We start from the raw sequence: 25,466 nt of genomic DNA, 5'->3' as shown, positions 1-25,466 counted from the left end.
GGCTGATGTGAGCGTTTCATGAAAAGTTCGTATGCCGAGCACACTGCTTCGGCCACCCCGCAGGTCATTGCGGCCACGGCGGACAGCCTGCCCGAACAGGTAGGCGCCCTGGCCCGGGCCCGGGCATTTGCCGAGCCGCTGTTGGCCAGCGAGGCGCTGGACACGGGTGAAAACGTGCTGCAGCACGCCGATGCTGTGGCCGCCATCCTGCGCACCATTGGCGGGTCCGAGGCCATGCAGGCCGCCAGCTACCTGGTCTACGCCTGCGACCACCTGAACAAGCCGCACGAAGTCATTGCCAAAGCCTTTGGCGAGAACTTTGCCGACCTGGCGCTGGAAACCACCAAGCTGGTGCGCCTGCAGCGCATGGCCCGCCTGGCCCACAGCCAGCAGGCACCCGGCACCGGCAGCGCAGCCCCCATGGCGCAGACGGCCGCCGCGCAGACAGAGAGCGTGCGCAAGATGCTGCTGGCCTTCAGTAAGGACCTGCGCGTGGTCATGTTGCGCCTGGCCTCGCGCCTGCAGACACTGCGCCACTTTGCCGCCACCAAGCAGCCTGTACCGCCCGGTCTGGCGTCCGAGGCACTGCAGGTGTTTGCGCCCTTGGCCAACCGCCTGGGCATCTGGGAAATCAAGTGGGAGATGGAAGACCTGTCCTTCCGCTTCCTGGAGCCCGACACCTACAAGCAGGTCGCCAAGCTGCTGGATGAAAAACGCGCCGAGCGCGAGGCCTCGGTGGACCGCCTGCGCCAGCAGCTGGCTGACGAGCTGGCCGGGCAGGGCGTACAGGCCACGGTGCAGGGGCGGCCCAAGCACATCTACAGCATCGTCAAGAAGATGCGCGGCAAGTCGCTGGGTTTCGACCAGGTCTATGACATCCGCGCGCTGCGCATCGTGGTGCCGGCGGTGCCCGACTGCTACGCCGCGCTGAGCTGGGTGCACAGCCGGTTTGTGCCGGTGACCGAAGAGTTTGACGACTACATCGCCCGCCCCAAGCCCAACGGCTACCAGTCGCTGCACACCGTAGTGCGTGACGCGGGCGGCCAGCCCATCGAGGTCCAGATCCGCACCCAGGCCATGCACGACCATGCCGAACACGGCGTGGCGGCGCACTGGGCCTACAAGGAAGCGGGCGCCAAGGGCTACGGCGGCACAGTCACTGCGGCGGGAGAATATGACGCCAAGATCGCCGTGCTGCGTCAGTTGCTGGCCTGGGAGCGTGACCTGTCGGGCGCCCACACGGGGGCCGACGGGCAGGGCATGTTCGACGACCGCATCTACGTGCTCACGCCGGATGCAGCCATCGTCGAGCTGCCCCAGGGCGCCACGGCGGTAGACTTTGCCTACAGCGTGCACACCAACCTGGGCCATCGCTGCCGCGGCGCCAAAGTGGACGGAGCCATGGTGCCGCTGAACACGCCCCTGAAAAATGGCCAGACGGTGGAAGTGACCGCGGTCAAGGAGGGCGGCCCTTCACGCGACTGGCTTAACCCCGAGCTGGGTTATCTGGTGAGCCACCGCGCGCGCGCCAAGGTGCGCGCCTGGTTCAACGCGCTGGCCATGGGCGAGACCATGGCGAAGGGCCGCGAGGCGGTGGAAAAGTTGCTGCAGCGCGAGGGCAAGACCGCCATCAAGCTCGACGACCTAGCCAGCCAGTTGGGTTTCAACAACGCCGATGCGCTGTTCGAGGTGGTGGGCAAGGACGAGTTTTCGCTGCGCAACATTGAGATGCTGCTGCGCCCGCCCGAGCCTGCCACCACGCAGGACGACTACATGCCCCTCAAGAAGCCCAGGGCCTCGGGGGGCAAGGGTGGCGTGCTGGTGGTGGGCATCGATTCGCTGATGACGCAGCTGGCCAAGTGCTGCAAGCCCGCGCCGCCCGACCTGATCAGCGGCTTTGTGACCCGCGGCAAGGGCGTGAGCGTGCACCGGTCAGACTGCTCCAACCTGCGCAACATGGTCAACCGCAGCGGCGACCGCCTGATCGAAGTGGAGTGGGGCGTGCCCACTGGCAAGGACAGCAATGTCTACCCGGTGGACGTAGCCGTTGAGGCCATTGACCGCCAAGGCTTGTTGCGTGACATTTCCGAGGTATTTGCCAAGGAGAAGATGAATGTCATCGGCGTGCAGACCCAGTCGGTCAAAGGCATTGCCTGGATGACCTTCACCGTGGAAGTGGCCGAATCCGGCCGGCTGGCGCGGGTGCTGAAGATTGTGGGAGAGTTGGCCGGTGTAAGAGCGGCAAGACGACGCTGATCCTTTTTGGGAGGCCGTATGCGTTTCTGGAAACTCGTCATCCCCATACTCCTGTGCAGTACGGCCGCTGCGCGTGCGGCGGACGTCAGCATGGCGTTTGGCGAGCGGATTCCCCCGTTTTGTTTTCCAGAAACCAATTCAGGGATCGAGGTGGAGGTGATGCGCGAAGCACTGGCCTACCGAGGCCATGTGCTCAAGCCCAAGTACTTTCCCTTCACCCGGATTCCTGTGGCATTCAAGTCCCGTGAAGTCGACGCAGCCATGTCGGATCTGGGGACGGATCTCACCGGTGATGGTGCCTTTTATGGCGATCCCGGCGTGTTTTACGACAATGTGTTCATCAGCCTTGCAGAGCGCAAGTTGCTGATCCGCCGCCCCGAGGATCTGCGCGGTCTCACCGTGATTGCCTTCGTGGGCGCGCTCAAGCGCTACCCCGAGTGGCTGAATCCCGTCAAGGCTGAAGGCCGCTACTTTGAACAGAATGACCAGGCCTTGCAGGTGCTGACCCTGCACAAGAAGCGCTACGACCTAGTCCTCAGTGATCGCAATATCTTCAAGTACTTCAGTGCACAGGTTATGCGCAGCGAGGGCACTTTGCTGGCACCGGTGACTGAGCATGCTTTTGTCAAGCTCAACCCCATGGACTACCGACCCGTATTCCGGGATGCCCACATACGCGATGACTTCAATGCCGGTTTGGCTGCGCTCAGAAAGAGCGGGCAGTTCAAGGCCATCTACCAGAAGTACCTGGGCGAGGGGGCAGCCCACTAGACAGGCGGACCGGCGTCTTGACAAAGATCAGGATTCCGCCATAGTCAGTCCTACTTGCCGCTACAGACTGCAGCTGCCTTTTGACAGCACAGAGCAGCGTGGCAAGTGAATGGATTGCATTGCCTTGGGTGCACAAGGCGGGGGAGGTGCATGGATATCGCGCAGGAGTACGGGTCAGAGGGGCAGTTCCGCCATATTGTGGAGATGGCTCCGTATGCAATCGTCATGATTGACGAAACAGGGCGCATTGAGATGATCAATCGCCAGGCCGAGATCATTTTTGGCTACACCCGGAGCGAGCTGCTGGGGCAGGCCATTGAGGTGCTGCTGCCGGAGCGTTTCCGGAGCCTGCATCCGCCCCATCGTGCCGGCTTCATGCGGGAGCCCAGTCCACGGCTCATGGGCATTGGCCGTGACCTGAATGGCCGCCGCAAGGACGGCAGTGAATTCCCCGTCGAAATTGGCCTCACCCCCATCCGCACCACCAAGGGCATGAAAGTGGTGTCGGCCATTGTGGATCTGACCGAGCGCAAGCGCCAGGAAGAGCAGTTCCGCCAGGTGGTGGAGATGGCGCCCAATGGCATGGTCATGATCAATGAGGCTGGAATCATCGAACTGGTGAATTCTCAAGCCGAAGTCATCTTTGGCTATGCCCGTTCCGAACTGTTGGGGCAGTCCATTGATCTATTGCTGCCGGCCCGTTTTCGCGGCCACCATCCGCAGCACCGTGCCTCCTACTTTTCCGGTCCCAGTCCGCGCGCCATGGGGAGCGGGCGCGATCTCTACGGCCTGCGCAAGGATGGCAGCGAATTCCCCGTAGAGATTGGCCTGAATCCCATCGTGACCTCTACCGGAGTGAAGGTGCTTTCCGCTATTGTGGACATCACCGCGCGCAAACAATCCGAGCTGCACCTGAGCAACCTGGTCAGCCAACTGACCCGCAGCAACGACGATCTCAATAACTTCGCCTATGTGGCCTCACACGATCTGAAGTCACCCCTGCGCGGGGTGGACCAACTGGCCACTTGGATTGCAGAAGACCTCAACGACGCCCTGAGTGATGAAACCAAAGAGCATTTGCGGCTCATGCGCAACCGCATCGGCCGCATGGAAATGTTGCTCGACGACTTGCTGGCCTATTCCCGCGTGGGGCAGTCCGACAATCCAGTCGGCTTGGTGAACACCAATGCACTGGTGAATGACATCTTTGAGTTGGCGGCTTCGCGCAAGAAAATCCGTCTGGTGGTGGACGAGTTGCCCCAGATGCGCACACAAAAGGTTCCACTGGAATTGGTGTTGCGCAACCTCATCAACAACGCCATCAAGCACCACGACAAGCCTGAAGGAATCATCCGGGTGAGTGCCACGCCTTGTCCGGGGGGGCATGAGTTCTCCGTGACCGACGATGGTCCGGGCATTCCGCCCGAGCACCAGAAACGCGTATTCACCATTTTCCAGACTCTGAAGCCGCGTGACGAGGTCGAGGGCAGCGGCATGGGGTTGGCCATCGTGAAGAAAGCGGTGGAAACAGTAGGTGGCACGGTCACCCTGGTGTCAGACGGCAAGACCGGTTGTACCTTCCGATTTACCTGGCCGATCCGCGCTGATTGAGGAGCCTTCACCATGCAAGACACCAAGACCACCAAAGACGTCACGCTGCTGCTCATCGATGACGACGATGTGGACGTCATGGGGGTTCAGCGGGCGTTGAAGAAGCTTGAAATCCACAACCCCATCGTGCGAGCCAGTGACGGGCTTGAAGGATTGGCCAAGCTGCGGGAATGCCATGCCTCCCGCAAACCCTATCTGGTGTTGCTGGACCTGAACCTGCCGCGTCTCAATGGGTTGGAGCTCTTGGCTGAAATCCGCAGAGATCCCGAGCTTTCCAGTGCAGTGGTCTTTGTGCTGACCACCTCCAAGGCGGAGGAGGACAAGCTGGTGGCATATCGGCACAACATTGCCGGCTACATCATCAAAAGTCAGGTGAGTGACGGCGTGATGCGCGCTATGGACATGCTGCACGGCTATTGGCGTGTGGTGGAACTGCTGGCCTGACCGTACTAACCGTATTGCCCATGATTGCAGAACTCTCCCTGCTGCTGATTGATGATGACGAGGTGGACCGCCACGCCATCACCCGTGTATTGCACAAGAGCACCTTGCCTTGCGCGGTGCACCATGCGGCAACAGCCGCAGAGGGCCTGGAAAAAGCCTCCAACACCAAGTTCGACGCCATACTGCTCGACTACCGCCTGCCAGACCAAAATGGTCTGGACGTGCTGCGCCATCTGCGCGGTGGCACCTATGACGGTGTGGCCGTGGTCATGCTGAGTCGATTTGAGAACGAAAGCCTGGCCGAGGAGTGCCTGGAGGCGGGCGCGCAGGACTTTCTGCTCAAGGATGAAGTCAACAGCCGCCACCTGACCCGAGTGGTACTGCAAGCGCGTCAGCGCTTCCAGATCGAGGAGCGCTTGCGCTACAGCCTGGAGCAGGTGCGCAGCATGTCGGAGCACGATGTGCTGACGGGCTTGATGAATCGCCGGGGCTTTGAGCGTTCATTGGAAGCGCACCTGGCGCGGGTACGCCGCAGCGAGGGGCGGCTGGCGATCCTGTTGCTGGATCTGGACGACTTCAAGGGCATCAACGACACACTGGGACATGATGCGGGTGACGAGTTGCTGGTGGAGATTGCGCGCCGCCTGAGCTTCATCGTGCGCGATGGGGACTTGCTGTGCCGTCTGGGGGGCGACGAGTTTGTGGTGATGATGACCAGTTTCGAGCACGACGACCAGGCCATCGTGTTGGCGGATCGCATCAACGTGCAGTTGCGGGCGCCTGTGTTTCTGGGCTCCACGGAGCGCACCATCACAGCCAGCATCGGCATTGCTGTGCTCGACAGAAGCACGAAGACCGCCGCCGATTTGCTCAAGTATGCCGACCTGGCCATGTACCAAGCCAAGCTGGACGGGCGCAACAAGAGCCGCTTCTATTCCGACGCGCTACAGGAGGCGGTGCAGTTCCGCTCCGTCATCAAGAACGACCTGCAGCGCGCGCTGGAGAAGAACGAGCTATGTATCTACTACCAGCCGCAAATTCGCGCCGCCGACGGCAGCCTTTTTGGTATGGAGGCCTTGTTGCGCTGGAACCATCCCCGGCTGGGTGTGCTGTCGCCAGCGGCATTTCTGGGCATTGCGGAAGAAACCGGCCTGATCGTGGACATTGGTGCCTGGGTGCTGCGCGAAGGCTGCCATCAGCTCAAGACCTGGCGCGAGCGCTATGCCCCCATGTTTGCCAACCTCAAACTGGCGATCAACCTGTCTGCGGTACAAATCAAGCAACCGAGCCTTGCACGCACCGTGCTTTCCGCGCTGGATGACCACGGCCTGCCGCCCGATTGCCTGGAGCTGGAAATCACCGAAAGCATGCTGATCGAGGTGACTGGCGAAACGGTGGCCATGCTGTCGGCCATTTCGGCCCATGGCGTGGCCATGTCGCTGGACGATTTTGGTACCGGCTATTCCTCGCTGGACCACCTCAAGCTGTTTCCCATCAACGTGCTCAAGATCGACAAGAGCTTTGTGTCTGCGGTGGGTGAGGGCGGCAAGAGCGAAACCCTGTTCGTGGCCATCATCGCCTTTGCCAAAGCGCTCAACATGCGCATCGTGGTCGAAGGCGTGGAGACCCAGGCGCAGGCTGATTTTTGCAGCCAGCAGCAGTGCGATTTGCTGCAGGGCTACTTCTATTCCCGGCCCTTGCCGGCCGAGGAATTCGAGGTCAACTTCCTTGCGGCGCCGCTGGCCTCCTGACGGCCGCTCAGTCCAGCGCCACCTTGGCGCAGCGGCGTCAGGTCGTTTGGCTGGCCTATCGTGTCAAAAATGCTGCACTGCGTCGTAATTGAGGCACTTCAGGTCGTGCTGCGTCCAGCAGCACAGGCCCTCCGCCGATAAGGTTCACCCTAAGCTGTCGCCAATGTTGGCTGGCTGGATCGGAGAACGCACATGCGGCATTGGGGCTGGTCTTGGGGTTTTTCCTTGTCTTTGTCTTTGCTGATGGCATCTGGCGCATTTGCGCAGACCACCAAGCTCATGCGCCTCTCAACACTGGAGTGGCCGCCGTACACCGGCACGCTGTTGCCGCAATCGGGGGTGTCCACCCGCGTCGCGTCTGTGGTGGCCAAGGCGGCGGGCTACAAGCTGATGACAGCGTCCTTCGAATGGTCGGTGACGCTGGAGAAGGGCGAAAAAGACCCCAACTTCGACGGCTACTTTCCCGAGTACTACAGCAAGGAGCGCGAGCAGGCCTGCTACCTGTCGCAGCCCATGGGCATGAGCGTGCTGGGCGTTGCGTCCCTGCGCAGTGCACCCGTCAACTGGAGTGTGCTGAACGACCTGGCGGATGTCCGCCTGGGTGTGGTGGACAGCTATTCCAACGGCGAGGCCTTTGACCAACTGGTGAAAGACAAGCGCCAGCGCGTGGAGGTGGCGGCCAGCGACGCGATCAACGTCAACAAGCTCAACAGCGGCAAGATCCGGGGCATCGTCATCGACAAGAACGTGTTGGACTACACCCTGGCCCACACGGGCGGCTCGGACAAGATCGTGTTCGGCGCCAAGCCCATTGCCGAGTTGAGCCTGCACGTATGCTTCAAGCGCACACCGGCAGGGCTGGAGCAGCGCAACGCCTTTGACGCAGCGCTGAAGACGGTGGACCGCGCGAAGCTGGAGGCGGAGTACGCCAAACTTACCCGCGGCGCGCTCTAGTCAGTCCAGCGCCACCTCGGCCAGCGGTACGCCGCATAGGGAAGCCAGCGCCTTGATCACCATGGCATGGTCTTCGCGCTGGGGAATGCCCGATACCGTAACCACGCCCACCATGCCCACGCCGCGCACGCGGATGGGGAAGCTGCCGCCGTGCGCGGTGAAGTCGCGCAGGGGCAGGCCCTGTTTCTCTTCCAGCGAGCTCTTTTCCTGCTCCAGCTTTAACCCGATGGCGTAAGAGCTGGTCTGGGACAGTTCCACCAGATTGCGCTTGCGGCGGGCCCAGTCGGCGTTGCCGGGGCCGGTACCTGGCATTGCGTAGTAGAAGACCGTGTCCTTGGCCAGGCGGATCTCGATGGCCAGCGCCACACCTGCGGCTTCACACAGCGCCTTGATGTTGGTGCCCAGCGTCCAGGCGGTGCCTTGGTCAAAGGCGTCAAACTGCAGGCGCTGTTCTTGCAGGGCGAGGCGTTCCAGGTCGGTGGCAGTGGTCATGGCGGTGTGGGCAAAGGGCTGAAAGCGCTCAGTGTAGAGGAGGTGGCGGGTGTGCGGCGCTGCCTAGAATGGCAGGACCTCTTTGCCGCAACACGCCATCGCCATGAACACCACACTCACCCCCTCCACTCTGCGCATTGCCGTCATGGGCGCTGGTGCCGTCGGCTGTTACTACGGCGGCATGCTGGCCCGCGCGGGCCACGCCGTCACGCTGATCGCCCGGCCGGCCCATGTGCAGGCCATCCAGGCCCGGGGCCTGCGCATGGAGACCAAAACCTTTGACGAACAGGTGCGCCTGGCCGCCAGCACCGAGGCTAGCGCAGTGCAGGGGGCAGACGTGGTGCTGTTCTGCGTCAAATCCACCGACACCGAAGCCGCCGGCGCCCAGATTCGCCCGCACCTGGGGCCGAACACGTTGGTGCTGTGCCTGCAAAACGGCGTGGACAACGCGGGCCGCCTGCGCACCGTGTTGCCGGACCATACCGTGGCTGCGGCCGTGGTCTACGTGGCGACCGAGATGGCGGGCTCCGGCCATGTGAAACACCATGGGCGCGGTGACCTGGTCATTGAGCCCAGCGCGGGCCGCATGGCCCCGGCGCTGGTAGCTGCTGGTGTGGGGGCGGAGGTATCCGACAACGTGCGCGGCGCCTTGTGGCTCAAGCTCATCCTCAACTGCGCGTACAACGCCGTTTCCGCCATCAGCCAGCTGCCCTATGGCAAGACGGCGGTTGGCGAGGGCGTACAGGACGTGATGCGCGACGTGGTGAACGAATGTCTGGCTGTGGCCAAGGCCGAAGGCGTGCAGGTGGCGGGTGATGTAGATGCCGCCGTGCGCATGATTTTTGACACCATGCCCAACCAGTTTTCCTCCACCGCGCAGGATTTTGCGCGCGGCAAGCCCAGCGAGATTGACTACCTCAACGGACTGGTGGTGCGCCGCGGCCAGGCGCTAGGCATTGCCACGCCAGCCAACCGCGTGCTCTGGGCGCTGGTAAAGCTGCTGGAGAGCAAGCACGCCTGAGCGTGATGTGCGCAGCTTGCTATGATTTTAGTAGCTACTCGCGCACTATCCACAGGGGCTAGATGCAGATTTTTCTATAAACCCGGGATGTCCAGTAGCTGCAGGATGTGTTGCCAGTGCGCCGGCTCCACGGGCGTGATGGAGAGTCGGTTGCCCTTCTTGAGCACGATCAGGTCGGCCAGTGCTGCATCCGCGCGCAGCTCGGGCAGGGTGAGGTTGCGCGTCTTGTGCAGCACCTGCACATCCACCAATATCCAGCGCGGCGCCTCTGGCTTGCTGGCGGCGTCGAAGTAGTGCGACTTCGGATCGAACTGCGTGGGGTCCGTGTAGGCGCCCGATGCCACGCGGGCAATGCCCACTATGCCCGGCTCCGCGCAGCTGGAGTGGTAGAACAGCACGCCATCCCCCACCTGCATGCCGTCGCGCATGAAGTTGCGCGCCTGGTAGTTGCGCACGCCGGTCCACGGTACGGTGGCTTGGGGCATGGCCAGAACGTCATCGACCGAAGCCTCGGCGGGTTCGGCTTTCATGAGCCAGTAGTGGGGCATGGGGCAAAGGGGCTGTGATGGACAGACCCCTAGCGTACCGCGTTGCCGTGCCGCGGAAAACCCCGCCTACACCTCCAACTCCACATTGCCGCCTTCACTCGCAGCCCGGGTGATGGCCTCCGTCACGCGCAGGTTGTTCAGCCCGTCGCGGGCGGTCACGCGGGGCGCTGCCTCACCCTGGATGACCTGGACGAAATGCGCCATCTGGCAGTCCAGCGGGTCTTCGCGCACCAGGCCCACGGTGCCCACCTCAAATGGCTTCCACCAAGAGCGTTCCTCGGCGCGCGCGTAGGTCTTGAGGCGCATGGTCGGGACCGACAGGCTGCCCATAGTGCCGGTGATGACGTAGCAGTCCTCGTCGTCGTAGCTAGCATAAGCTTTGTTTTCCTGGCTGGTTTGCTCCCAGCTGCGGGCGCAGGCGGCGGTGTCCGACAGCATGAAGCTGCCCAGCGCGCCGCTGGCAAAGCGCAGGTTGATGGCCACGGTGTCTTCCACCGCAAAGCCGCGCGTGGCGTTGGAGGCAAAAGCCTGTACGGCCACCACATCGCCGCACAGCATGCGCAGGTTGTGCACCTCGTGAATCATGTTGATGAGGATGGGCCCGCCGCCCGCCACGCGACGCCAGGGACCATCGTCAAAGTACTGGTCAGGCTTGAAGAAAGTGGCACTGCCCATCACCGCCACCAGCCGCCCCAGCTGGCCGGAGGCCACGACCTGCTGCGCCTTGGCCATGATGGGGCTGTGGGCGCGGTGGTGGCCTATGAGCAGGCGGGCTTGGCTGCGCTCCACCGCGTCCACCAGGGGCTGCGCTTCCTGCACGCTGGTGGCGATGGGCTTCTCCAGTAACGCCGGCAGGCTTGCCGCCACGCACAGCAGCGCCTGCGGCACATGCAGGGCATTGGGCGTGGCGAGGATGATGCCGTCCGGCCGGTCTTGCGCCAGCAGGTCCTCGAGCCGGGTGAACAGCGGCACGCCGGCCTGTGCGGCGATTACCGCAGCGGCGGGGGATGGATCCACGATGGCGCTGAGCACGCAGTCTTTGCGTTGCTGGATGACCTTCATGTGCGCCTGGCCGATGAGGCCGGCGCCGGCAAGGGCGATGCGGGTAGGGGGCTTGTTTGTCATAGACCCACATGCTCATTGGCTATTGAAATATCGGCAATAAGCGGTTTTGTTGATTTATATTTTCCTAATGGTTAAAAATAATTGGGAATTGATCGACCTGCGCGTGCTCTGCGCTGTGGCGCGCCGCGCTAGCTTGACTGGTGCAGCGGTGGACCTGGGCATCTCCGTGGCCTACGTGACCAAGCGCATCGCGCACCTGGAAAAGGTGCTGGCCACGCCGCTGTTCCTGCGCACCACGCGGCGCGTCAGCATCACCGCCCAGGGCGAGGTGGTCTACACCTGGGCGCGCAAGGTGCTGCAAGCCGCAGATGAACTCAACCAGGAAGTGGCCCAGTCGCGCGGTGCGCTCAGCGGCTCGCTCAAGGTCAGCACCAGCCACCGGCTGGGCAGCATGCACATCGCGCCTATCTTGGCACTGCTGCGCCAGCAGCACCCTGAGCTGGAAGTCTGGCTGGAGTTGGTGGACCGGCGCGTGGACCTGATTGCCGAGGGCTTTGACATCGACATCCGCGTGGGTGAGGTGCGCGAGCCGCACCTGGTGGCGCAAAAGATGGCCAGCAGCGCCCGCATCCTGTGCGCAGCGCCCAGCTACCTGGCCGCGCACGGCCGGCCCACCGCGCTGGCCGAGCTGGCCCGGCATAACTGCCTGCTCTTCCGCGACCGCGACCAGCCCTTCACCACGCTGCGCATGCAGGGGCCGCAGGGCGAGGAGGCGGTGCAGGTCAGCGGCACCATGGGCTCCAACCAGAGCGACCCCATCCTCCAATGGGCCAGCCAAGGCCTGGGCATCGCACTGCTATCGCAATGGGACGTGGCCCAGGCGCTGCGGGAGGGCACGGTGGAACGCGTGCTGCCGGAATATCGGCAGAGTGCGGATATCTACGCGGTCATGCCCATGCGCTCTACGCAGTCGGCGAAGCTGCAGGTGTGTCTGGAGTTTCTGCGGGGGGAGTTGGGGGCAGGGCGGTTGGAGTTGAAGGGCGTGGCCTTTTGAAAGGGTGGAGCAGCCTGAACGTGTCGCTGCTTTCGACCCAAAGCGGTCTCCAAGCCACCGAAATTCTTTGCCAGATTGCGGACATTCGGGGCGAGTACACCCTGTGGTGGATTGCTCCCTTGGGTTAGACCCTCGCTGTTTGGCGTGGCCTAAAAATAATGGCAATATATTTGGCCATGAAGGAACGCGACCTCCCCCCACACGGAGAGTTTTCCCTGGCCTGGCGCGGGGACGTATTGCTTGTTACCTACCGCAAAGATTGGAACCGCCAAGCTGTACTGGCCCTGCACAAGGCGGCGAAGGCAGCGTGGGTGGAGCCACCTCGACGTCCATGGGCTATGTTCTCTGATGCACGTGATTGGACGGGAAGCTCCGATGAGGTTTTTGACCAGTGGTTGATTTTCTTCAAAGATGCGGTGGCCAATGGCATGACGACGGTCACGGATGTGCTGCCGTCGAAGTTCCATGAGTTGATGGTGCAAGACTTGTTCGCCGAGGCAAGAACTCTCGCCAACTACCATCACTGTCGCAGCATGGAAGAAGCTTGGCAATGGCTGGCCAACCAGGGGTTTGGTCCTGGCGAATAATGTAAGCAGCAAAGTCACGCAAGCGTTTAGACGGGAGTCAACATGGGTGCGGGCCAGCATCCGCTTGCCCTTGAAGGGATTGCACCCCGCGCGCAAGCACGACTGAGCACCGCAACGGGGAGCCTCATATCATCCCCTTTTCATTGCTTGCAGATACAGAGGCAAACCACTGGATCCAGCTCTGCTCTGGAACTTCGCCGGCCGGCCGGCAGGCTCACCCACGATATCGTCGGCAGTGTTTTTCTTCTGAACTATGACGAGTGGAAAACAAAGCCGATGGGGCAGTTCGTGCCGTTCCGGGTCAAGCCGGCTATCGCGGAGACTCTTGTCAACGATGGCACTGTGGTTGCTCAAGCGTTGCGCGACGGTGCGCCGCCAGCAGAGCAAATCAGCAAACCAGAGACGTTCCGCATTCGGACAAGGCCAGGGTAAGGCCTCTTATCCCTTGGTACCCTGAACTTCTACCTCCACGCGGCGATCAGGTGCCAAGCAGGCAATCGTGGTCTTTCGATCGCCCCTCAGGCAATCACCCGCTGCTGTAATGGGTTGTGTCTCGCCCTGACCCGACGCATTGATGGCTGATTTCGTAACGCCTCGAGATACCAGATACTCACTCACTACCGTTGCACGGCGCATCGAAAGCCGCTGGTTATAGGCACCAGTACCTATCCGATCGGTATGTCCTGTCACATGGACAACCTCGTAATTGGCGCCATCGAGTTGGAGGGCCAGTTCATCCAGCATGTTCGTTCCCTCATTGCTCAAGGTCGCTTTGCCAAACGTGAAGAGGGCATCCGACGAATAACTCATTTTTTGAGGTACGGGCGGAACCGGCATGGGAAGCGCAACGACAACGTCAGAAACAATCTCCGCGGGCGGTTCGGGGGCTTGTACAGCGACGACAGCGGCAACAGCTCCGTCACAGGGCGCTGCAGCCAGCGACGGGGTCCACTCTCCGGTATGCCAGCACTGGCCAGGTGTTGCGGATCCGATAGATCGGCCGCCTGTGTCCTGCCAATAGCCGGGCCTCACATCGGCCTGCGCATGAAGGATCAGGGGAATACCCAGGAGCACGGAGCTGCAGATCCGCCAGAGGGAGGGGAAATGCGTGTTCATGACTGACGCCCTTTCAGCGGCGCCTTTTTGAACCAGGGTTCGCTGGCTTTTCGGGCCCATTTCGCCATTTGCCACTCGACTTGCAAGGTGCTCAGGGCGTAGTGTTCCTGCAATTTGGCCATGAATTGCTCACGCTTGCCAGCAATCACGGTCAACTCATCCTCTGTGAACTTTCCCCAATGTTCTTTGGCCTGGCCAGCCACCTGTTTCCAGTTGCTTTCAACCAGTGCCCAGTAACGTGCAGCGTCTTTCATGAGTTTCTCCAGTATTTGTTGGTGGGTAGGTTCACGGACGTACCGCGATTTCGTTCTTCACAGCAGTCACACCGCTCACCTTGCGGGCAATGCTTTCTGCAGTACTTTTTTCGATGGCATTCTTGGCAAAACCGGACAGCATGACCGTTCCCTTCATCGTTTCAACACTGATAGCGCCAGCATCGACCAGCTTGCTCTCCACAAACCGGCTCTTGACCTGGGTGGTGATGGTGGAATCATCGATATAGGCGCCCATACTCTCCTGGCCGCGCTGTACAGCGCAGCCAGGTAGCAAAGCTGAAGCGAGCACCAACGTGGTCCCGGCGAGAAGAACAGAAGTTTTCATGGTTTTCTCCAGAAGGAAGTAAGAGGTTCAAAGCCAATGTAGGAGCTCTCCCCCGGTTCGTCGGTGCGCTGCCGTACCCAACAACACCTACAACGGAATCAGATAGCGCGCAGATCCTGCCACTGCGGTCCATACCAATTTCTGCCCAACATGCAGGACCGTTGCATGCAACGCCTGGGCCCTGGCTGCAACTTCGGAGGCATCGAGCCGCTGCAAAGTGAAATGCAAGTCACGTCCGTCGCGCTGCAAACGGACTGTTACTTCCGGCCAGTGCGCTGGCAGACACGGGGTGAACCAGAGCTCCACAGCCCTCTGCTGCAAACCCAGAATGGACTCCAGGGCCGCGCGATGCATAAGACCTGCAGAACCTGTGTACCAGCTCCAGCCGCCACGCCCCACATAGGGTGCTGCGGCATACACGTCGCCCGCCATCACATAGGGCTCCAGGCCATACACCAGCCCGTGTCTGGGGTGATGGCTGCGATGGGCCGGACTCAGGTATGTGAAATAGGTGTAGGGCAGGTCCGCCCCCCCGGCGCACGCCAGACGCGCTTGTGCCATCAACGCCCATACACTGGCATGGGAGTACTGCCCGCCGTTCTCCCGCACGCCAGGAGGGTAGGCCTGGATATAGCCTGCACGGGGCAACATGTGCTGCAAGGGTGGCGCCAGAAGTCGGATCAGTCCGGCCTGCGGGTCCACCAACTCCGTGTGGGCCGAGGCCATGGCAGTTTCCTGTTGACCTGGCGACGCGACTCCGGACAGTACGGCCCATGCCTGGGCCACCAGATCGATGCGGCACTCGGCATTGCTGCTGGCCCCAAGTACCTGGCCATCGTCAAAGTAGGCTCGCCGAAACCAGTTGCCGTCCCATGCACTGGTGCGCAAGGCTTGCTCCCAGCGGGCACTCGCTTCGCGCCAGCGTTGTGCCCGCATCAACTCGCCCCGTTCCTGCGCGCGAGGCGCCCAATCACGCACGATGTCGCATACAAACCAGCCCAGCCACACCGACTCTCCTCGGCCCAGGTTACCCACGGTGTTCATGCCATCGTTCCAGTCCCCTGCCCCCATCAGAGGCAGACCATGCACACCGTGTGTGAGACTGTGGTCAATTGCCCGGGCTGCATGCTCATACACCGTGTCTTGCACCGCACTGACTTCGGGGATGAAATACATGTCCTCTGCCCCCTGTGGAATGTCCGACCCCTGCAAAAATGGGGCAGTTGCATCAAGCAGCGTCTTGTCTCCCGTCGCCAGCAGGTAGCGACTGCAGGCCACAGGCAGCCACAGCAGGTCATCCGAGATATGGGTGCGCACGCCAGCACCTAGAGGGCTGTGCCACCAGTGCTGGACATCCCCAGCCTCAAACTGGCGCGAGGCGCACAGCACGATTTGTGCGCGCAGCAGCTCGGGGCGGGCCCAACTCAGCGCCATGGCGTCCTGCAGCTGATCGCGGTAACCCGTAGCCCCACCAGCCTGGTAAAACCCGGCCTTGGCATGCAAGCGGCACACCACCGTCTGGTAAAGCAGCCAGCGATTGACCAGCACGTCAAACCAGGGGTCCGGGGTCTGGACCTGCGTTGCTTCCAACAGCCCATTCCAGTGCGCCTGCACTGCAGCCGCGCGACGGACACTTGGCACACGCAGTGCATCGTGGGCCAGTGTCAACGCTGAGGCTGCGTCCGGTGCATAGCCCACAAGAAACACGCGTCCGGAGTGTTGTCCGCCGCCAACCTCTAGGTTTTGGGACAGCGCGGCGCAGGGATCGAATCCCTCGCCACAACGCGAAGCCAGTCGCGAGGGCATTTGCAACGAACCAGCGGCATCAAAAAACTCACGGCGATCACACGTCCACTCAAGGTCAGCACCACGACTGACCTCCGTCATCGCCAGGAAGGCCGTTCCGCCGCCCAATCCGCCCGAGCGCTCACGCTGCTGGCACAAGAGTACCGTGTTGCGCCCCCCCATCAGGGTATCCTGGTGGCTGGACGTACAGGTACTCGCGCGATCCTGCCGCTCTGCCCCCAATATCCACTCCACCATGGCAACCAGACGCAGTACCGCAGGACGCGTCCCTCGGTTATGAACGCTCAGAGCGACCTGTTTGACTGCCGTCTGCGGATCCACAGACCAGTGCAGGCTGATGTCCAGTGGGCCGTGCTGGTGCGAAATGCGGGAACTGCCGGGGCCATGCACGACGGTGTAGCGGCAACGCATATCGCCCCAGGCACTGGGGGCCAGAGACCAAGTCTCCAGCGTTTTGCAATCCTGCAGCAGCCACCATTCCCCCGGAGGGTCAGCCACAGGATCGTTGGACCACGGGGTCAACTGGTTCATGCGGCTATTGCGCGCCCAGGTGTACCCGCCACCTGCTTCGGTCAAGACCGTACCAAAGTCCGCATTGGCCAGCACATTGGCCCAAGGACGCAGGGGGCGCTGTTGCTGCATCACACCGAAAGTGAATTCCCCCGACACTGCATCAAAACTGCCTTCGCTCACCTGCTCCGTCTTCACCGGCGGGCAGGCCACACCGACAGATTGGCTGGACCACTGCAAGCGCAGCAATGCATCGCGCTGATGCAGGGCCTCCCATTCCGACACATGGTGCGCCAACGGGCGGCCATCGGCATCGATGTGGATGCGGGCCAACGCATGCAAGGTGCTGCGTTCGTCTGCGCTCAGCGCATCCTTGCGCAGCACAAAGAACTGGGCAGCTCCCCGCGCACTGGCCGGGGGGCAATCCGATTGCAGGCGTTGTACTTGTTCCAGAAGCTCACGCTGCAGGGGCTGATGATAGGACGCAGGCTCACCATTGATCACGACCAGATCACACTCCACCATGCTCCAGGCCCACATCCGCAATCCCTGGGCAAGCGAGCGCACCAAGCCCAGTCCCTGCAAAATGGCAATGGATACGAGCAGGATGGGACGATCCCCCGATATGCCCCACCGTCGAAGTACCGCTTTGTCGCAGACCACCTCTGGCGCAAACGAAGCCAAAGTCCGCCCCAAGCGGGGTTTAGCGAGCGCAAGCAAAAGGGTTGTGGTGAGGGACTGCACCGCAGCAAAACTCGGGGGGCTGATGCCCAAAGCACGCAGGCGGATGCCCGTTAGCGTGGCCGACATCAAAGAAGCGCGTTGCAAGTGGTTGGCCTGCTGGTATTTATCGAGCAAGGCATGCAACAGGCGAGGCTCCTGTGCAGCTGCTGTGGCAAAGGTCAGCACAGTTTTGGCGTGCGGCTCCAGATGCAGGCGAACGACCAACGCAGCGACGGGATCCAGACCATTGGCACCCGGATCCACATCCTGAAAGTATGCAAATGGAATCGAGTTGGCCCCACTCCAGCCACTGTCTTCCCCGGGCTTTCTGTTGCGCCCGGCCCACTGTTGACGGTCTGCACAAGCCCGGACCTGCTGCACACAGGCATCAGCGCGCGCGACAAAATGAACGGCATGCATGGCTGCCTCACTGGCAATTCGTGGCCTGCGTTCAAACAAGAGGGCGCGATGAGGCGCCAACCAGCGTGTATTGACAAAGAGGTTTGAAAACGCGGGGTGCGCCGCATCAGCCTGGGCCCGTGCCAGGGTCACCTCCAGCGCAGAGGACAGCTCCAGAACAGTTCCTTCCGCGCCGTGATTGCTGATCTCGATCTGCCGAAACTCGATGTCATCTTCCGGACTCACCCACACGGTGATCTGGACCTGCAAGTTCGGCCACTGGGCAGACAACACCACCCTGTCTGCATGGAAATCACAGCCATACACGGCATTGGCATCTGGCGCAGGATGTTGCGTGAGCGAATGACGCTGACCAACAGGCTGTTCTGCCAGAAAGCGCAGATAAAAGAACGTTCCGTAGTGATCGCGCAAGGCGTCATCGCGCCAGCGGGAGATATCTGCGCCCTTCCAGCGGCTCCAGCCTGCGCCATTGGGTCTCAACACAACACTGTAGTTTCCGTTCGACAGCAAATGGCTGGGCTCCACAGCCGTTGCACCGGGACTTACGCTGCGCAACATGCCAGGCGCCTGGTGTTGCAACATTTGCATAGGCGATGTGGCAGTCACCATCAGTTGACGCGATACCTCCTTGGGCAGGCGCTCGTGGAGCAAGCCGGATGCAGCCTCCAGATGCGGATCAGCCATCCCCCATCGCTGCACCACGCCCCCCATCAGGACATTGGCCAGCGCCACAATCCACATGCCCTGGTGGTGTGCCATATAGGTGGCCACTGGCGTGAAAAGTTCGGGGCCATTCTGACGTACGGGTGTGTAGTCCAATGCCTCAATGAAGCCATAGGCCTGACGCGCCCCCAAGCCTTCCAGGCGCCGCAAGTTTGCAATTGCCGATACTGGGTCCACCTGCGCAGCGAGTGCCGTCGCATATGGAGCTACCACCAATACATCGGCAGGAGTGCGACGCAGGGCGAGGGCCGGCACACCTTGCGGCGCATACTGATACGCCAGCGAGCTGTCGCGCCCGGCATATGCCGACTCCGAAATACCCCATGGCACACCGCGCAACTGCCCGTAGCCCTGTTGCGCTTGCACCGCCATGCGGCCTGCAAGCTGCAGTACGCTGCCCTCGGGCTCGGCCAGCACCAGGGACGGCATGAGGTACTCGAACATGGACCCTGACCAGGAACACAATCCAGCTTGTGCTCCCGACACGCAATGCATACGCCCCAAGGCCGCCCAGTGGGAAACCGGAACATCACCCTTGGCAATGGCCAACAGGCTGGTCAGCCGCGACTCGGAGGCCAGCAGGTCGTAGTAGCTGGCGTCAAGCTCGCGTTCCTGCACCCGGTAGCCAATGTGAAACAGCCGTCTTTTGGCGTTGTACAGAAAACCATACTCTGCCTCCCATGCAAGGCTTTGCATCGCCTGGGCCAGTGCGCGCAAGCGTTCGCCCTGGAGCGGGACTGGCGATGTCGCGCTTCTGGCAAGGCAGGCCTGCGCACTGGCAAGCAGGTGGCCGCTCAGGTTTCCACTGTCCACCGTAGAGACATACACCGGAAGCAAAGGCGCCAGGGTCTGTGTGTCATACCAGTTGAAAAAATGGCCCCTGTGGCGCGGCAGGCCGCGCAGCGTGGCCAAAGTGGATTCCATGCGGTCCAACATGTCGGCGGTGCTGATCCAGCCAAACTCCGCCGCACAGGCTGTGCTCAACAGATACAGGCCCACATTGGTAGGGGAAGTGCGATGGGCCACCTGGTCACCAGGCACTACCTGCAGATTGTCAGGTGGCAGATGGTTGTCCTGCGCGGTGACACAGCGTTCAAAAAAGCGCCAGGTATCCCGCCCCACACTGCCCAGGTAAAGCCGGTCAGACTCCGACAGGGTCTGGGCAGCGCCCACTTCTGACACCCGACTGACCAACCATATCCCCAGAGAGGAAGTCGACCAAAGCCCCAGCAGCAAAAGGGTGTACACCGCATGCACATGACCCGGGAGAAGCACTAGAGCCAACGCCAGAGCAAGGGCCGGTGTCGGCCAATGCTGCCGCAGCAATGGCTGCAAGCCTGTTCTGGCAAAGGCCTGTGCAGTCGCCGCCGTGGTCCATTCCAGCAGCTTCCTGTGACTGAACAGCATTCGGTAGAGTGCTCGGCACAACGCATCCAGACCAAGAATGGCCTGCCGCAGCAGCTGCGCAAACTGCCAGGCACCTACACCCAGTGCGCGCAGCAGCTCAGTGCCTGCCTGGGCATAAAAGTAAACAAGAGCCACATGCGGCCGGCTCGGAAGCAACCCAGCAAAGGCGCCCATGAGCGGACCGGCAGCGTAGGCCATAAACACCAATCCTGCAGACAGGACAGGAGACAGTCCTACCCCGCACAAAGACAACAACAGCAAGCCTACGCCAGCAGGGGCGACGAGTGAACGACGCAAGTTGTCCAGCATCTTCCAGAGGTTGATGACCGTGATGCCGTAACACCTGGCCCGCAGCATGAAAGGAAGCAATTGCCAGTCCCCGCGCGTCCAGCGATGGATGCGGGCGTAGGCCACATCCGGGTGGTGTGGTGCGTCTTCCATCACCGTCACATCGGTCACGGCTGCACAACGCGCCATCGCACCTTCCAACAAATCGTGACTCAGTACCCGGCCTTCTGGAAGGCGTTCAGCCAGTACCTGGTGCAAGGCCTGCACGTGCAACAGTCCTTTGCCACTAAAAGTGCCTTGGGAAAAAATATCTTGGTACACCTCTGAACTGGCTGCGCTGTAGGGGTCAATGCCGTATTGACCCGCGAACAGCCAGTGGTAGGGTGTGCGCATATGCGGCTGCGGCAATGGCGTGGCAACGCGCGGCTGCAGGACGCCGTAGCCGGAGACCACGGTGCGCGTCGCTGGATCTACGCGCGGATGGTTGCTGGGGTGCGCAGCAATACCCACCAACGAGCGCAAGCGGCCGGAGGGCAGCTGCGTATCCGCATCCAGCGTCAAGACATAGCGGGTATCGGCCTGCAACGCACTGGCTGCCCCCAAGTCCAGCCAGCCTGCGTGCCCCCCGCGCGCCAGCGTCGCGATCAACAGCTCCAGCTTGCCCCGCTTGCGCTCCCAGCCAATCCAGCATTGCTCGGAGTCACTGAACCGCCGCTCACGGTGCAGCAAGACAAAGCGTGGACACTGCGCGGTGCCTCGTCGTGGGTATTTCATATTCATTCCCACAATGCAGTCCAGCGCATGCGCCAACAAGTCGGCATCTCCTGGCATGCTTTGGGCTGGTGCATCCAGCCAGTCAGTCAGCAAGGCAAACTGCGCCTGCTCCTCATTGTTTGCCAGGTAATGCAACTGCAGCTGATGAACCAGTGCCTCGATGCCCTGCCGGCTCACCAACATGCAAGGGATAACCACCAGTACCCTGTGCTCCGGCGCAATGCCTTGCAGAAAAGCCAGTCGCGGCAGTCGAACCGGCCGCACCGACTCGCTGACCAGGCGGTTGACCAACGCCACCACCACTTCCGATGCCAACAGGCCCAACAATACGACCGCAAGCCAATACACACCAGCAGGCGGCATAAGCCCCCCATCCCAATGCTTTGCCATCAGCCAGTACATCAACCCGGCAGTACCGCAGGCGATGGCGCACAAGTAGGCTGGCAATGCCAACCGCCGCATCGCCTCTGATCGTCGAAGGTGTTTCGTCGTTAGCCCCAGAGCCTGGTGCAGCGCAGGCGCACCTTCCCCTTGCAACCAGTAGGCGGGTACCGTGCTGGCCGGGTGTTCCGGATTCGCGTGTGCCATGGCAGCCAACAAGGCCGTTGCAACATCCGCCTCGCTTCTCCCACTGCGCTTGGCCAGCGCCTCCACCCCGTGCAAGGTGTCTTCCCGTGTCAAGGTGTGCTCTGCCTGGAACGCCGGACTCTCCAGCAGCAGGCGGGTGGCAGTATCTACTTGGCCGATCAGGCTGTCCCAATTGGTGTCGCCAATCGTGCGCAAAGAGGTCACCGAGTTGCTCACGCTTACATTGTCAGCCGCTTGGTCTGCGCGTTGTTGCGCCAGCATCGCAGCCACATCGGGCAAAGCGAGACGCAACCAGTCCTTGCACACCGTGTTGCTGTCCAGCGACGTGGCCTGCAAACGCAATGTCATCTGCGCCAGGAAAACACCCCCTACACCGCGGGGGCGCAGCAACCCCAGCAATGCATTCAACCGGGCCAGGTCATAACGCTCAAGGTCATCGCACACCAGATTGGCCAACTCACGGGCAGCCTTGTTGGCAGCCACGCGGTCCGCCAGGCGGCGCAGGTTTTCCATCAGCACAACCCGCAAGGTGGTCGGCAAGGCCCACAGCTCGCTCAAATTCAGCGTGCACGTTTCTTGATACGCGCGCAAAAACTGCACCAACAGGTCTTCGTCAAAAGCACCATCCGTATGGGCCACAAATGCCCAGGCCACACCGTACACCCTGGGCAAGCCGGCCAAAGGCGCCTGCACCAGAACCGGCAAGGATTGAAAGTAAGAGGCGGGCAGCCCCTCGTACACCGCCTTGAACTGCGCCTCCAGCAGGTGGAAGTTCTCCAGCAGCCACTCCGCAGCCGGACTGATGTCATAGCCGGTCTGCGCCTGGGTTCCAATGTAGGCGTTGGCCAGGCGCAGCCGCTGGATGTTGTTGCGCAAGCGGGGCGTGAAACTCTCCCTTCGGCGTCTCACACTGGTGCATTGGTGCGTGCTTCCCAGGCTGCGCCCATGCTGTGAAAACCGGCTTTCCCCGAAAACCTCCGAGCGAATCGGGGGCTCCAGAAACCCTGCCTGCAAGTCAAGCACCTGATCCATTCCAGCCGGTGCCAAAGGCACCAGATCGCGCAGTGACGCCTTAAGGAAGAACCTCATAGGGCCATGGAGGCCACCGCACTCAGTAGTGTCAATAAGACAAAGCTGGTGACAGCGCGTCCCAGCACAAAACGCACCATAGTTTCAGCGGCAACGCGCGCGCGCTGCGCATTGCTGCGCCGGGAAGTACAGCGTCGCAGATGTTCACACAAGACATCCAGCTCCATGGGGGTCGTATCTGCCGGAGACCCGAAGGCAGCGGTACTCCATTGCGGTCTCAAGGAAAGCGCTTGCTTCATGTGCCCTCCCAATCAAGATGACCAGTTCCTCCCATCTGATCCCACACTCCGGTGGTCACGCCATAGTGGTCCCGTCCATGCCCGTGGTGATAGGCATGGGCGTTCTTTCTTCGTTGCAACCATGCATAGGGCGCATGCCAGTGATGGATGGAATGGTGGGCCAATGCGTAGAACAGGTAACCCAAAAGAACGCCCAGGGTCAGACCGCCAGCGGGCCAAATGCCCAGAACAAACCATGCAGGCAGGTACAGAAAGCAGAAGATGCTGCCTGCGCTCAAAAGGGTCGGGCTGCAGATGGGTGCCAAAGGCCTGGCGTGATGCGCCTGGTGCCACTCTTTGAAGGGGTGAAGGCCGTGCAGCACAAAACGGTGCAGCACATACTCCAGCGGGCTCCATGCCAGCAGCCCCAAAACACCCCATCCCGCCACGGACCAAGCCATGGAAGGTGGGGTCTGCCCCACCAGGAATCCCCCCAGAAGTAGCACTGCCAGGATGTAAAAGACAAAGTCCAAGCAGTACGCCCATGGACGGTGTTCCACGGTGAGCAGTCCCATTGCGTACCTCCGTTCTGTAAACCCCCATGGTGCGCAAGACGCTGTTTCTTGTCTGTTCGGCAACGTACCCAGCCCAGGCCTGGGGCGCAAGTTTTGTGCGATACCGCACATACAAAGTGAATCCCTATGGTTAGACTGGCTCTGCCCCATGCGGCCCCTCTGCGGGTCAATGCCCCCCAAAAAAACTGACCGGAGGTACCCTTGCAGAAAGACAGTCTTTCCAAAAGCAATCAACTTCTCGCCTGCCTACCTGATGCCGATTGGGCCCGCTGGGAACCCCTACTGGAAGAAGTAGATCTTCCACTTGGCAAAGTACTCTATGAATCCGGCGCCACACAGCGCCACGTGTACTTTCCAACGACTGCCATCGTGTCCCTGCTTTACGTACTGGAAAATGGGTCTTCCGCGGAAATTGCCGTCGTTGGTTTTGAAGGCGTTGTCGGTATATCGCTGTTCATGGGAGGAGGATCCACCCCCAGCCGTGCGGTAGTCCAAAGCGCCGGCAAAGGCTTCCGTCTGAATTCACACACCATGCAGGAGGAGTTCAATCACTCCGGCCCGGTCATGCATCTGATGCTGCGCTATACCCAGGCACTGATCACGCAGATGTCCCAAACTGCCGTTTGCAATCGTCACCACACCCTGGACCAGCAGCTCTGCCGCTGGCTGTTGCTGAGCCTGGACCGGCTCAGCGGCAGCGAACTGTGGATGACACAGGAGCTCATCGCCAACATGTTGGGGGTACGGCGCGAGGGGGTCACGGAAGCAGCACTCAAACTACAGCGATCAGGCCTGATCAGCTACGCACGCGGACACATCAAGGTACTGGATCGCCGTGGCCTTGAAACCCGGGCTTGCGAGTGTTACGACGTGGTCAAGATTGAATACGACCGACTGCTACCCAAGCGCCCCGCGACATGAAAACGCTACGGCTGCCCCAGCAGGGTCAAGGTATGAAAACTCATCCCCTGCTCCTTTTGATAGGCTGCGATAGAGCCTCTTCATAGCTCTCGCAGTCTTTCTGGTAGCAGCCGCATGCCGCAGCTTCCAAGCCCTTGCGTTGGACTACACGCACAACACCACGGCGGTACTCAATCAGTCCGGCTGCATGCATGGCAGTGGCAGCATTGGTCACGCCCACCCTGCGCACACCCAGCATCGCGGACAGGAATACATGGGTCATGGGAAACACATCGCCAGGGGCTCGATCGTGAGACATCAGCAGCCAGCGGGCTAGGCGCTGCTCAATCAAATGGAAGCGGACGCAGGCACAAGCATTGGCCAACTGGGCCATGGCCACAAACGTAAAGCGACTGACCAGGTGGCTCAATGATGAGGACTCGCTCAACAGGGTGGAGAACGCCCTGCTTTCCAGGCGCAGGGCCTGTCCGTTGCCTTGCACCATTGCCCGCAGCGTGGACCGCGTCATTCCCAAGGCAACGCCAGTCCCCAACATCCCCTCGGCCCCCACCATGCCCACTTCAATGGCATGTGCTTCATCCGTTGTACGGATCAGTGATACGCAGCCACACAGCGGGAAGTACACGTATTCAACAATCCCTGCCTGCTCCCAAAGCACTTGCCGCAACGTCAAATCCACCAGCGTCGATTGCGTTTGCACTGCCAAACGGTCTTTTGGAGGCAAACGTGCCAGCAGCAGGTTCTGCTGGGCGGAATCGATCCTCCGAGGGCCAGAGAGGGCGTTCATGTTGTCCTTTGCAGTGAATGATGCGCTCAGTCTGTGGGCAAATCGACGGCCCATCTGTACGCTTCACCACCATGCGCTGACAAGGGAATTGGCGTGTTCGCTGGCGAACAGACTCCTGGTTCAGCAAGCGCTACAAAGAAGACTCCATATGCCGGGGAGATCTCATGACCAGTATCACCATCAGCAAGAGTCCGAAGCACTATGTCCACAATCAACCGACAATTGCCGAGACACCTGAAAACAGCCTGCAATTGCCGCAGGCTACCCCCACGAAAACCCACAAGCACACCCTGCACCTCCCAAGAAGGCTGACTCCAGAAGTTGAAGCCTTGCCGGCTCGCCTCCCTCCAGGCAAAACGAGCTGATT

General features: G+C 61.3%; 21 protein-coding genes. 12 read left to right on the top strand and 9 right to left on the bottom strand.

What is annotated here, in order from left to right:
• Nucleotides 1-18 precede the first annotated feature (18 nt).
• The 6 genes from AC1RNN_RS05940 (at nt 19) to AC1RNN_RS05915 (ending at nt 7,787) form a co-directional block, all read left to right on the top strand.
• On the top strand, nt 19-2,256 hold the full coding sequence (locus AC1RNN_RS05940) for a RelA/SpoT family protein (protein ID WP_493087796.1): 2,238 nt from the start codon (nt 19-21) through the stop codon (nt 2,254-2,256).
• Between the two features lie 18 nt (nt 2,257-2,274).
• Nucleotides 2,275-3,027, top strand: a complete 753-nt coding sequence (locus AC1RNN_RS05935; protein WP_493087797.1) for a substrate-binding periplasmic protein — start codon at nt 2,275-2,277, stop codon at nt 3,025-3,027.
• Between the two features lie 150 nt (nt 3,028-3,177).
• Entirely contained in the window at nt 3,178-4,638 is a 1,461-nt protein-coding gene (locus AC1RNN_RS05930; protein WP_493087798.1) for a sensor histidine kinase, read from the top strand.
• 12 nt (nt 4,639-4,650) lie between these two features.
• Entirely contained in the window at nt 4,651-5,082 is a 432-nt protein-coding gene (locus AC1RNN_RS05925) for a response regulator (RefSeq protein ID WP_493087799.1), read from the top strand.
• A gap of 20 nt (nt 5,083-5,102) precedes the next feature.
• Entirely contained in the window at nt 5,103-6,833 is a 1,731-nt protein-coding gene (locus AC1RNN_RS05920; RefSeq protein ID WP_493087801.1) for a putative bifunctional diguanylate cyclase/phosphodiesterase, read from the top strand.
• A gap of 225 nt (nt 6,834-7,058) precedes the next feature.
• Complete coding sequence (locus AC1RNN_RS05915; protein ID WP_493087803.1) at nt 7,059-7,787, top strand: substrate-binding periplasmic protein; 729 nt, start codon at nt 7,059-7,061, stop codon at nt 7,785-7,787.
• Here the strand turns inward: AC1RNN_RS05915 and AC1RNN_RS05910 are convergent, their stop codons facing one another.
• Nucleotides 7,788-8,279, bottom strand: a complete 492-nt coding sequence (locus tag AC1RNN_RS05910; protein WP_493087805.1) for a heme-degrading domain-containing protein — start codon at nt 8,277-8,279, stop codon at nt 7,788-7,790. It abuts the gene before it with no gap.
• Nucleotides 8,280-8,409: 130 nt separating this feature from the next.
• Here AC1RNN_RS05910 and AC1RNN_RS05905 point away from each other — a divergent pair, with 130 nt between their 5' ends.
• Entirely contained in the window at nt 8,410-9,300 is an 891-nt protein-coding gene (locus tag AC1RNN_RS05905) for a ketopantoate reductase family protein (RefSeq protein ID WP_493088236.1), read from the top strand.
• Between the two features lie 74 nt (nt 9,301-9,374).
• Here the strand turns inward: AC1RNN_RS05905 and AC1RNN_RS05900 are convergent, their stop codons facing one another.
• Nucleotides 9,375-9,848 carry an EVE domain-containing protein gene (locus AC1RNN_RS05900; RefSeq protein ID WP_493087806.1) on the bottom strand — a complete coding sequence of 158 codons (474 nt, stop codon included), beginning with the start codon at nt 9,846-9,848 and terminating at the stop codon, nt 9,375-9,377.
• A 66-nt stretch (nt 9,849-9,914) separates the two neighbouring features.
• Entirely contained in the window at nt 9,915-10,973 is a 1,059-nt protein-coding gene (locus AC1RNN_RS05895; protein WP_493087808.1) for a Gfo/Idh/MocA family protein, read from the bottom strand.
• A gap of 67 nt (nt 10,974-11,040) precedes the next feature.
• Between AC1RNN_RS05895 and AC1RNN_RS05890 the strand changes: the two genes are divergently transcribed.
• The 3 genes from AC1RNN_RS05890 to AC1RNN_RS05880 all read left to right on the top strand — a co-directional run bounded on the left by AC1RNN_RS05890 (nt 11,041) and on the right by AC1RNN_RS05880 (nt 12,986).
• Nucleotides 11,041-11,967 (top strand): LysR substrate-binding domain-containing protein, encoded by a 927-nt coding sequence (locus AC1RNN_RS05890; RefSeq protein WP_493087810.1) that lies wholly within the window; start codon nt 11,041-11,043, stop codon nt 11,965-11,967.
• Between the two features lie 176 nt (nt 11,968-12,143).
• Nucleotides 12,144-12,554 carry a hypothetical protein gene (locus AC1RNN_RS05885; RefSeq protein WP_493087812.1) on the top strand — a complete coding sequence of 137 codons (411 nt, stop codon included), beginning with the start codon at nt 12,144-12,146 and terminating at the stop codon, nt 12,552-12,554.
• 42 nt (nt 12,555-12,596) lie between these two features.
• Nucleotides 12,597-12,986: a hypothetical protein gene (locus AC1RNN_RS05880; RefSeq protein WP_493137344.1), complete on the top strand. Its 390-nt coding sequence runs from the start codon at nt 12,597-12,599 to the stop codon at nt 12,984-12,986.
• Between the two features lie 6 nt (nt 12,987-12,992).
• On the opposite strand, the gene AC1RNN_RS05875 is transcribed toward AC1RNN_RS05880, so the two are convergent.
• From AC1RNN_RS05875 to AC1RNN_RS05855, 5 genes are all read right to left on the bottom strand, one after another.
• Nucleotides 12,993-13,670, bottom strand: coding sequence for an OmpA family protein (locus AC1RNN_RS05875; protein ID WP_493087814.1), 678 nt, complete (start codon nt 13,668-13,670; stop codon nt 12,993-12,995).
• Nucleotides 13,667-13,924 carry a CsbD family protein gene (locus AC1RNN_RS05870; protein WP_493087816.1) on the bottom strand — a complete coding sequence of 86 codons (258 nt, stop codon included), beginning with the start codon at nt 13,922-13,924 and terminating at the stop codon, nt 13,667-13,669. Before AC1RNN_RS05870 ends, AC1RNN_RS05875 begins: the two co-directional genes overlap by 4 nt.
• A 31-nt stretch (nt 13,925-13,955) precedes the next feature.
• Nucleotides 13,956-14,270 carry a BON domain-containing protein gene (locus tag AC1RNN_RS05865; RefSeq protein ID WP_493087818.1) on the bottom strand — a complete coding sequence of 105 codons (315 nt, stop codon included), beginning with the start codon at nt 14,268-14,270 and terminating at the stop codon, nt 13,956-13,958.
• An 87-nt stretch (nt 14,271-14,357) separates the two neighbouring features.
• The gene (locus tag AC1RNN_RS05860) at nt 14,358-22,385 is read right to left on the bottom strand and encodes a GH36-type glycosyl hydrolase domain-containing protein (protein ID WP_493087820.1); all 8,028 of its coding nucleotides are present in this window, start codon (nt 22,383-22,385) and stop codon (nt 14,358-14,360) included.
• Between the two features lie 448 nt (nt 22,386-22,833).
• Nucleotides 22,834-23,391 (bottom strand): sterol desaturase family protein, encoded by a 558-nt coding sequence (locus tag AC1RNN_RS05855; RefSeq protein ID WP_493087822.1) that lies wholly within the window; start codon nt 23,389-23,391, stop codon nt 22,834-22,836.
• 201 nt (nt 23,392-23,592) lie between these two features.
• Here AC1RNN_RS05855 and AC1RNN_RS05850 point away from each other — a divergent pair, with 201 nt between their 5' ends.
• Nucleotides 23,593-24,312: a Crp/Fnr family transcriptional regulator gene (locus AC1RNN_RS05850; RefSeq protein ID WP_493087824.1), complete on the top strand. Its 720-nt coding sequence runs from the start codon at nt 23,593-23,595 to the stop codon at nt 24,310-24,312.
• A 40-nt stretch (nt 24,313-24,352) separates the two neighbouring features.
• Here AC1RNN_RS05850 and AC1RNN_RS05845 read toward each other — a convergent pair whose 3' ends face one another.
• Nucleotides 24,353-25,099, bottom strand: coding sequence for a Crp/Fnr family transcriptional regulator (locus AC1RNN_RS05845; protein WP_493087826.1), 747 nt, complete (start codon nt 25,097-25,099; stop codon nt 24,353-24,355).
• A gap of 164 nt (nt 25,100-25,263) precedes the next feature.
• Between AC1RNN_RS05845 and AC1RNN_RS05840 the strand changes: the two genes are divergently transcribed.
• The gene (locus AC1RNN_RS05840) at nt 25,264-25,464 is read left to right on the top strand and encodes a hypothetical protein (RefSeq protein WP_493087828.1); all 201 of its coding nucleotides are present in this window, start codon (nt 25,264-25,266) and stop codon (nt 25,462-25,464) included.
• The last annotated feature ends 2 nt before the right edge of the window (nt 25,465-25,466 follow it).

This window comes from Rhodoferax sp. GW822-FHT02D07 (assembly GCF_058802405.1).
Note: the sequence above shows the minus strand (reverse complement) of the source record. Positions and strands in the feature narration are given on the sequence as shown.

What these genes read in the sequence shown, in the direction of transcription:
- AC1RNN_RS05910 (WP_493087805.1), bottom strand. Translation starts at nt 8,279, where the DNA reads ATGACCACTGCCACCGACCTGGAACGCCTCGCCCTGCAAGAACAGCGC.
- AC1RNN_RS05845 (WP_493087826.1), bottom strand. Translation starts at nt 25,099, where the DNA reads ATGAACGCCCTCTCTGGCCCTCGGAGGATCGATTCCGCCCAGCAGAAC.
- AC1RNN_RS05890 (WP_493087810.1), top strand. Translation starts at nt 11,041, where the DNA reads ATGGTTAAAAATAATTGGGAATTGATCGACCTGCGCGTGCTCTGCGCT.
- AC1RNN_RS05880 (WP_493137344.1), top strand. Translation starts at nt 12,597, where the DNA reads ATGGGTGCGGGCCAGCATCCGCTTGCCCTTGAAGGGATTGCACCCCGC.
- AC1RNN_RS05895 (WP_493087808.1), bottom strand. Translation starts at nt 10,973, where the DNA reads ATGACAAACAAGCCCCCTACCCGCATCGCCCTTGCCGGCGCCGGCCTC.
- AC1RNN_RS05920 (WP_493087801.1), top strand. Translation starts at nt 5,103, where the DNA reads ATGATTGCAGAACTCTCCCTGCTGCTGATTGATGATGACGAGGTGGAC.
- AC1RNN_RS05870 (WP_493087816.1), bottom strand. Translation starts at nt 13,924, where the DNA reads ATGAAAGACGCTGCACGTTACTGGGCACTGGTTGAAAGCAACTGGAAA.
- AC1RNN_RS05935 (WP_493087797.1), top strand. Translation starts at nt 2,275, where the DNA reads ATGCGTTTCTGGAAACTCGTCATCCCCATACTCCTGTGCAGTACGGCC.
- AC1RNN_RS05930 (WP_493087798.1), top strand. Translation starts at nt 3,178, where the DNA reads ATGGATATCGCGCAGGAGTACGGGTCAGAGGGGCAGTTCCGCCATATT.
- AC1RNN_RS05940 (WP_493087796.1), top strand. Translation starts at nt 19, where the DNA reads ATGAAAAGTTCGTATGCCGAGCACACTGCTTCGGCCACCCCGCAGGTC.
- AC1RNN_RS05855 (WP_493087822.1), bottom strand. Translation starts at nt 23,391, where the DNA reads ATGGGACTGCTCACCGTGGAACACCGTCCATGGGCGTACTGCTTGGAC.
- AC1RNN_RS05925 (WP_493087799.1), top strand. Translation starts at nt 4,651, where the DNA reads ATGCAAGACACCAAGACCACCAAAGACGTCACGCTGCTGCTCATCGAT.
- AC1RNN_RS05865 (WP_493087818.1), bottom strand. Translation starts at nt 14,270, where the DNA reads ATGAAAACTTCTGTTCTTCTCGCCGGGACCACGTTGGTGCTCGCTTCA.
- AC1RNN_RS05875 (WP_493087814.1), bottom strand. Translation starts at nt 13,670, where the DNA reads ATGAACACGCATTTCCCCTCCCTCTGGCGGATCTGCAGCTCCGTGCTC.
- AC1RNN_RS05885 (WP_493087812.1), top strand. Translation starts at nt 12,144, where the DNA reads ATGAAGGAACGCGACCTCCCCCCACACGGAGAGTTTTCCCTGGCCTGG.
- AC1RNN_RS05900 (WP_493087806.1), bottom strand. Translation starts at nt 9,848, where the DNA reads ATGCCCCACTACTGGCTCATGAAAGCCGAACCCGCCGAGGCTTCGGTC.
- AC1RNN_RS05840 (WP_493087828.1), top strand. Translation starts at nt 25,264, where the DNA reads ATGACCAGTATCACCATCAGCAAGAGTCCGAAGCACTATGTCCACAAT.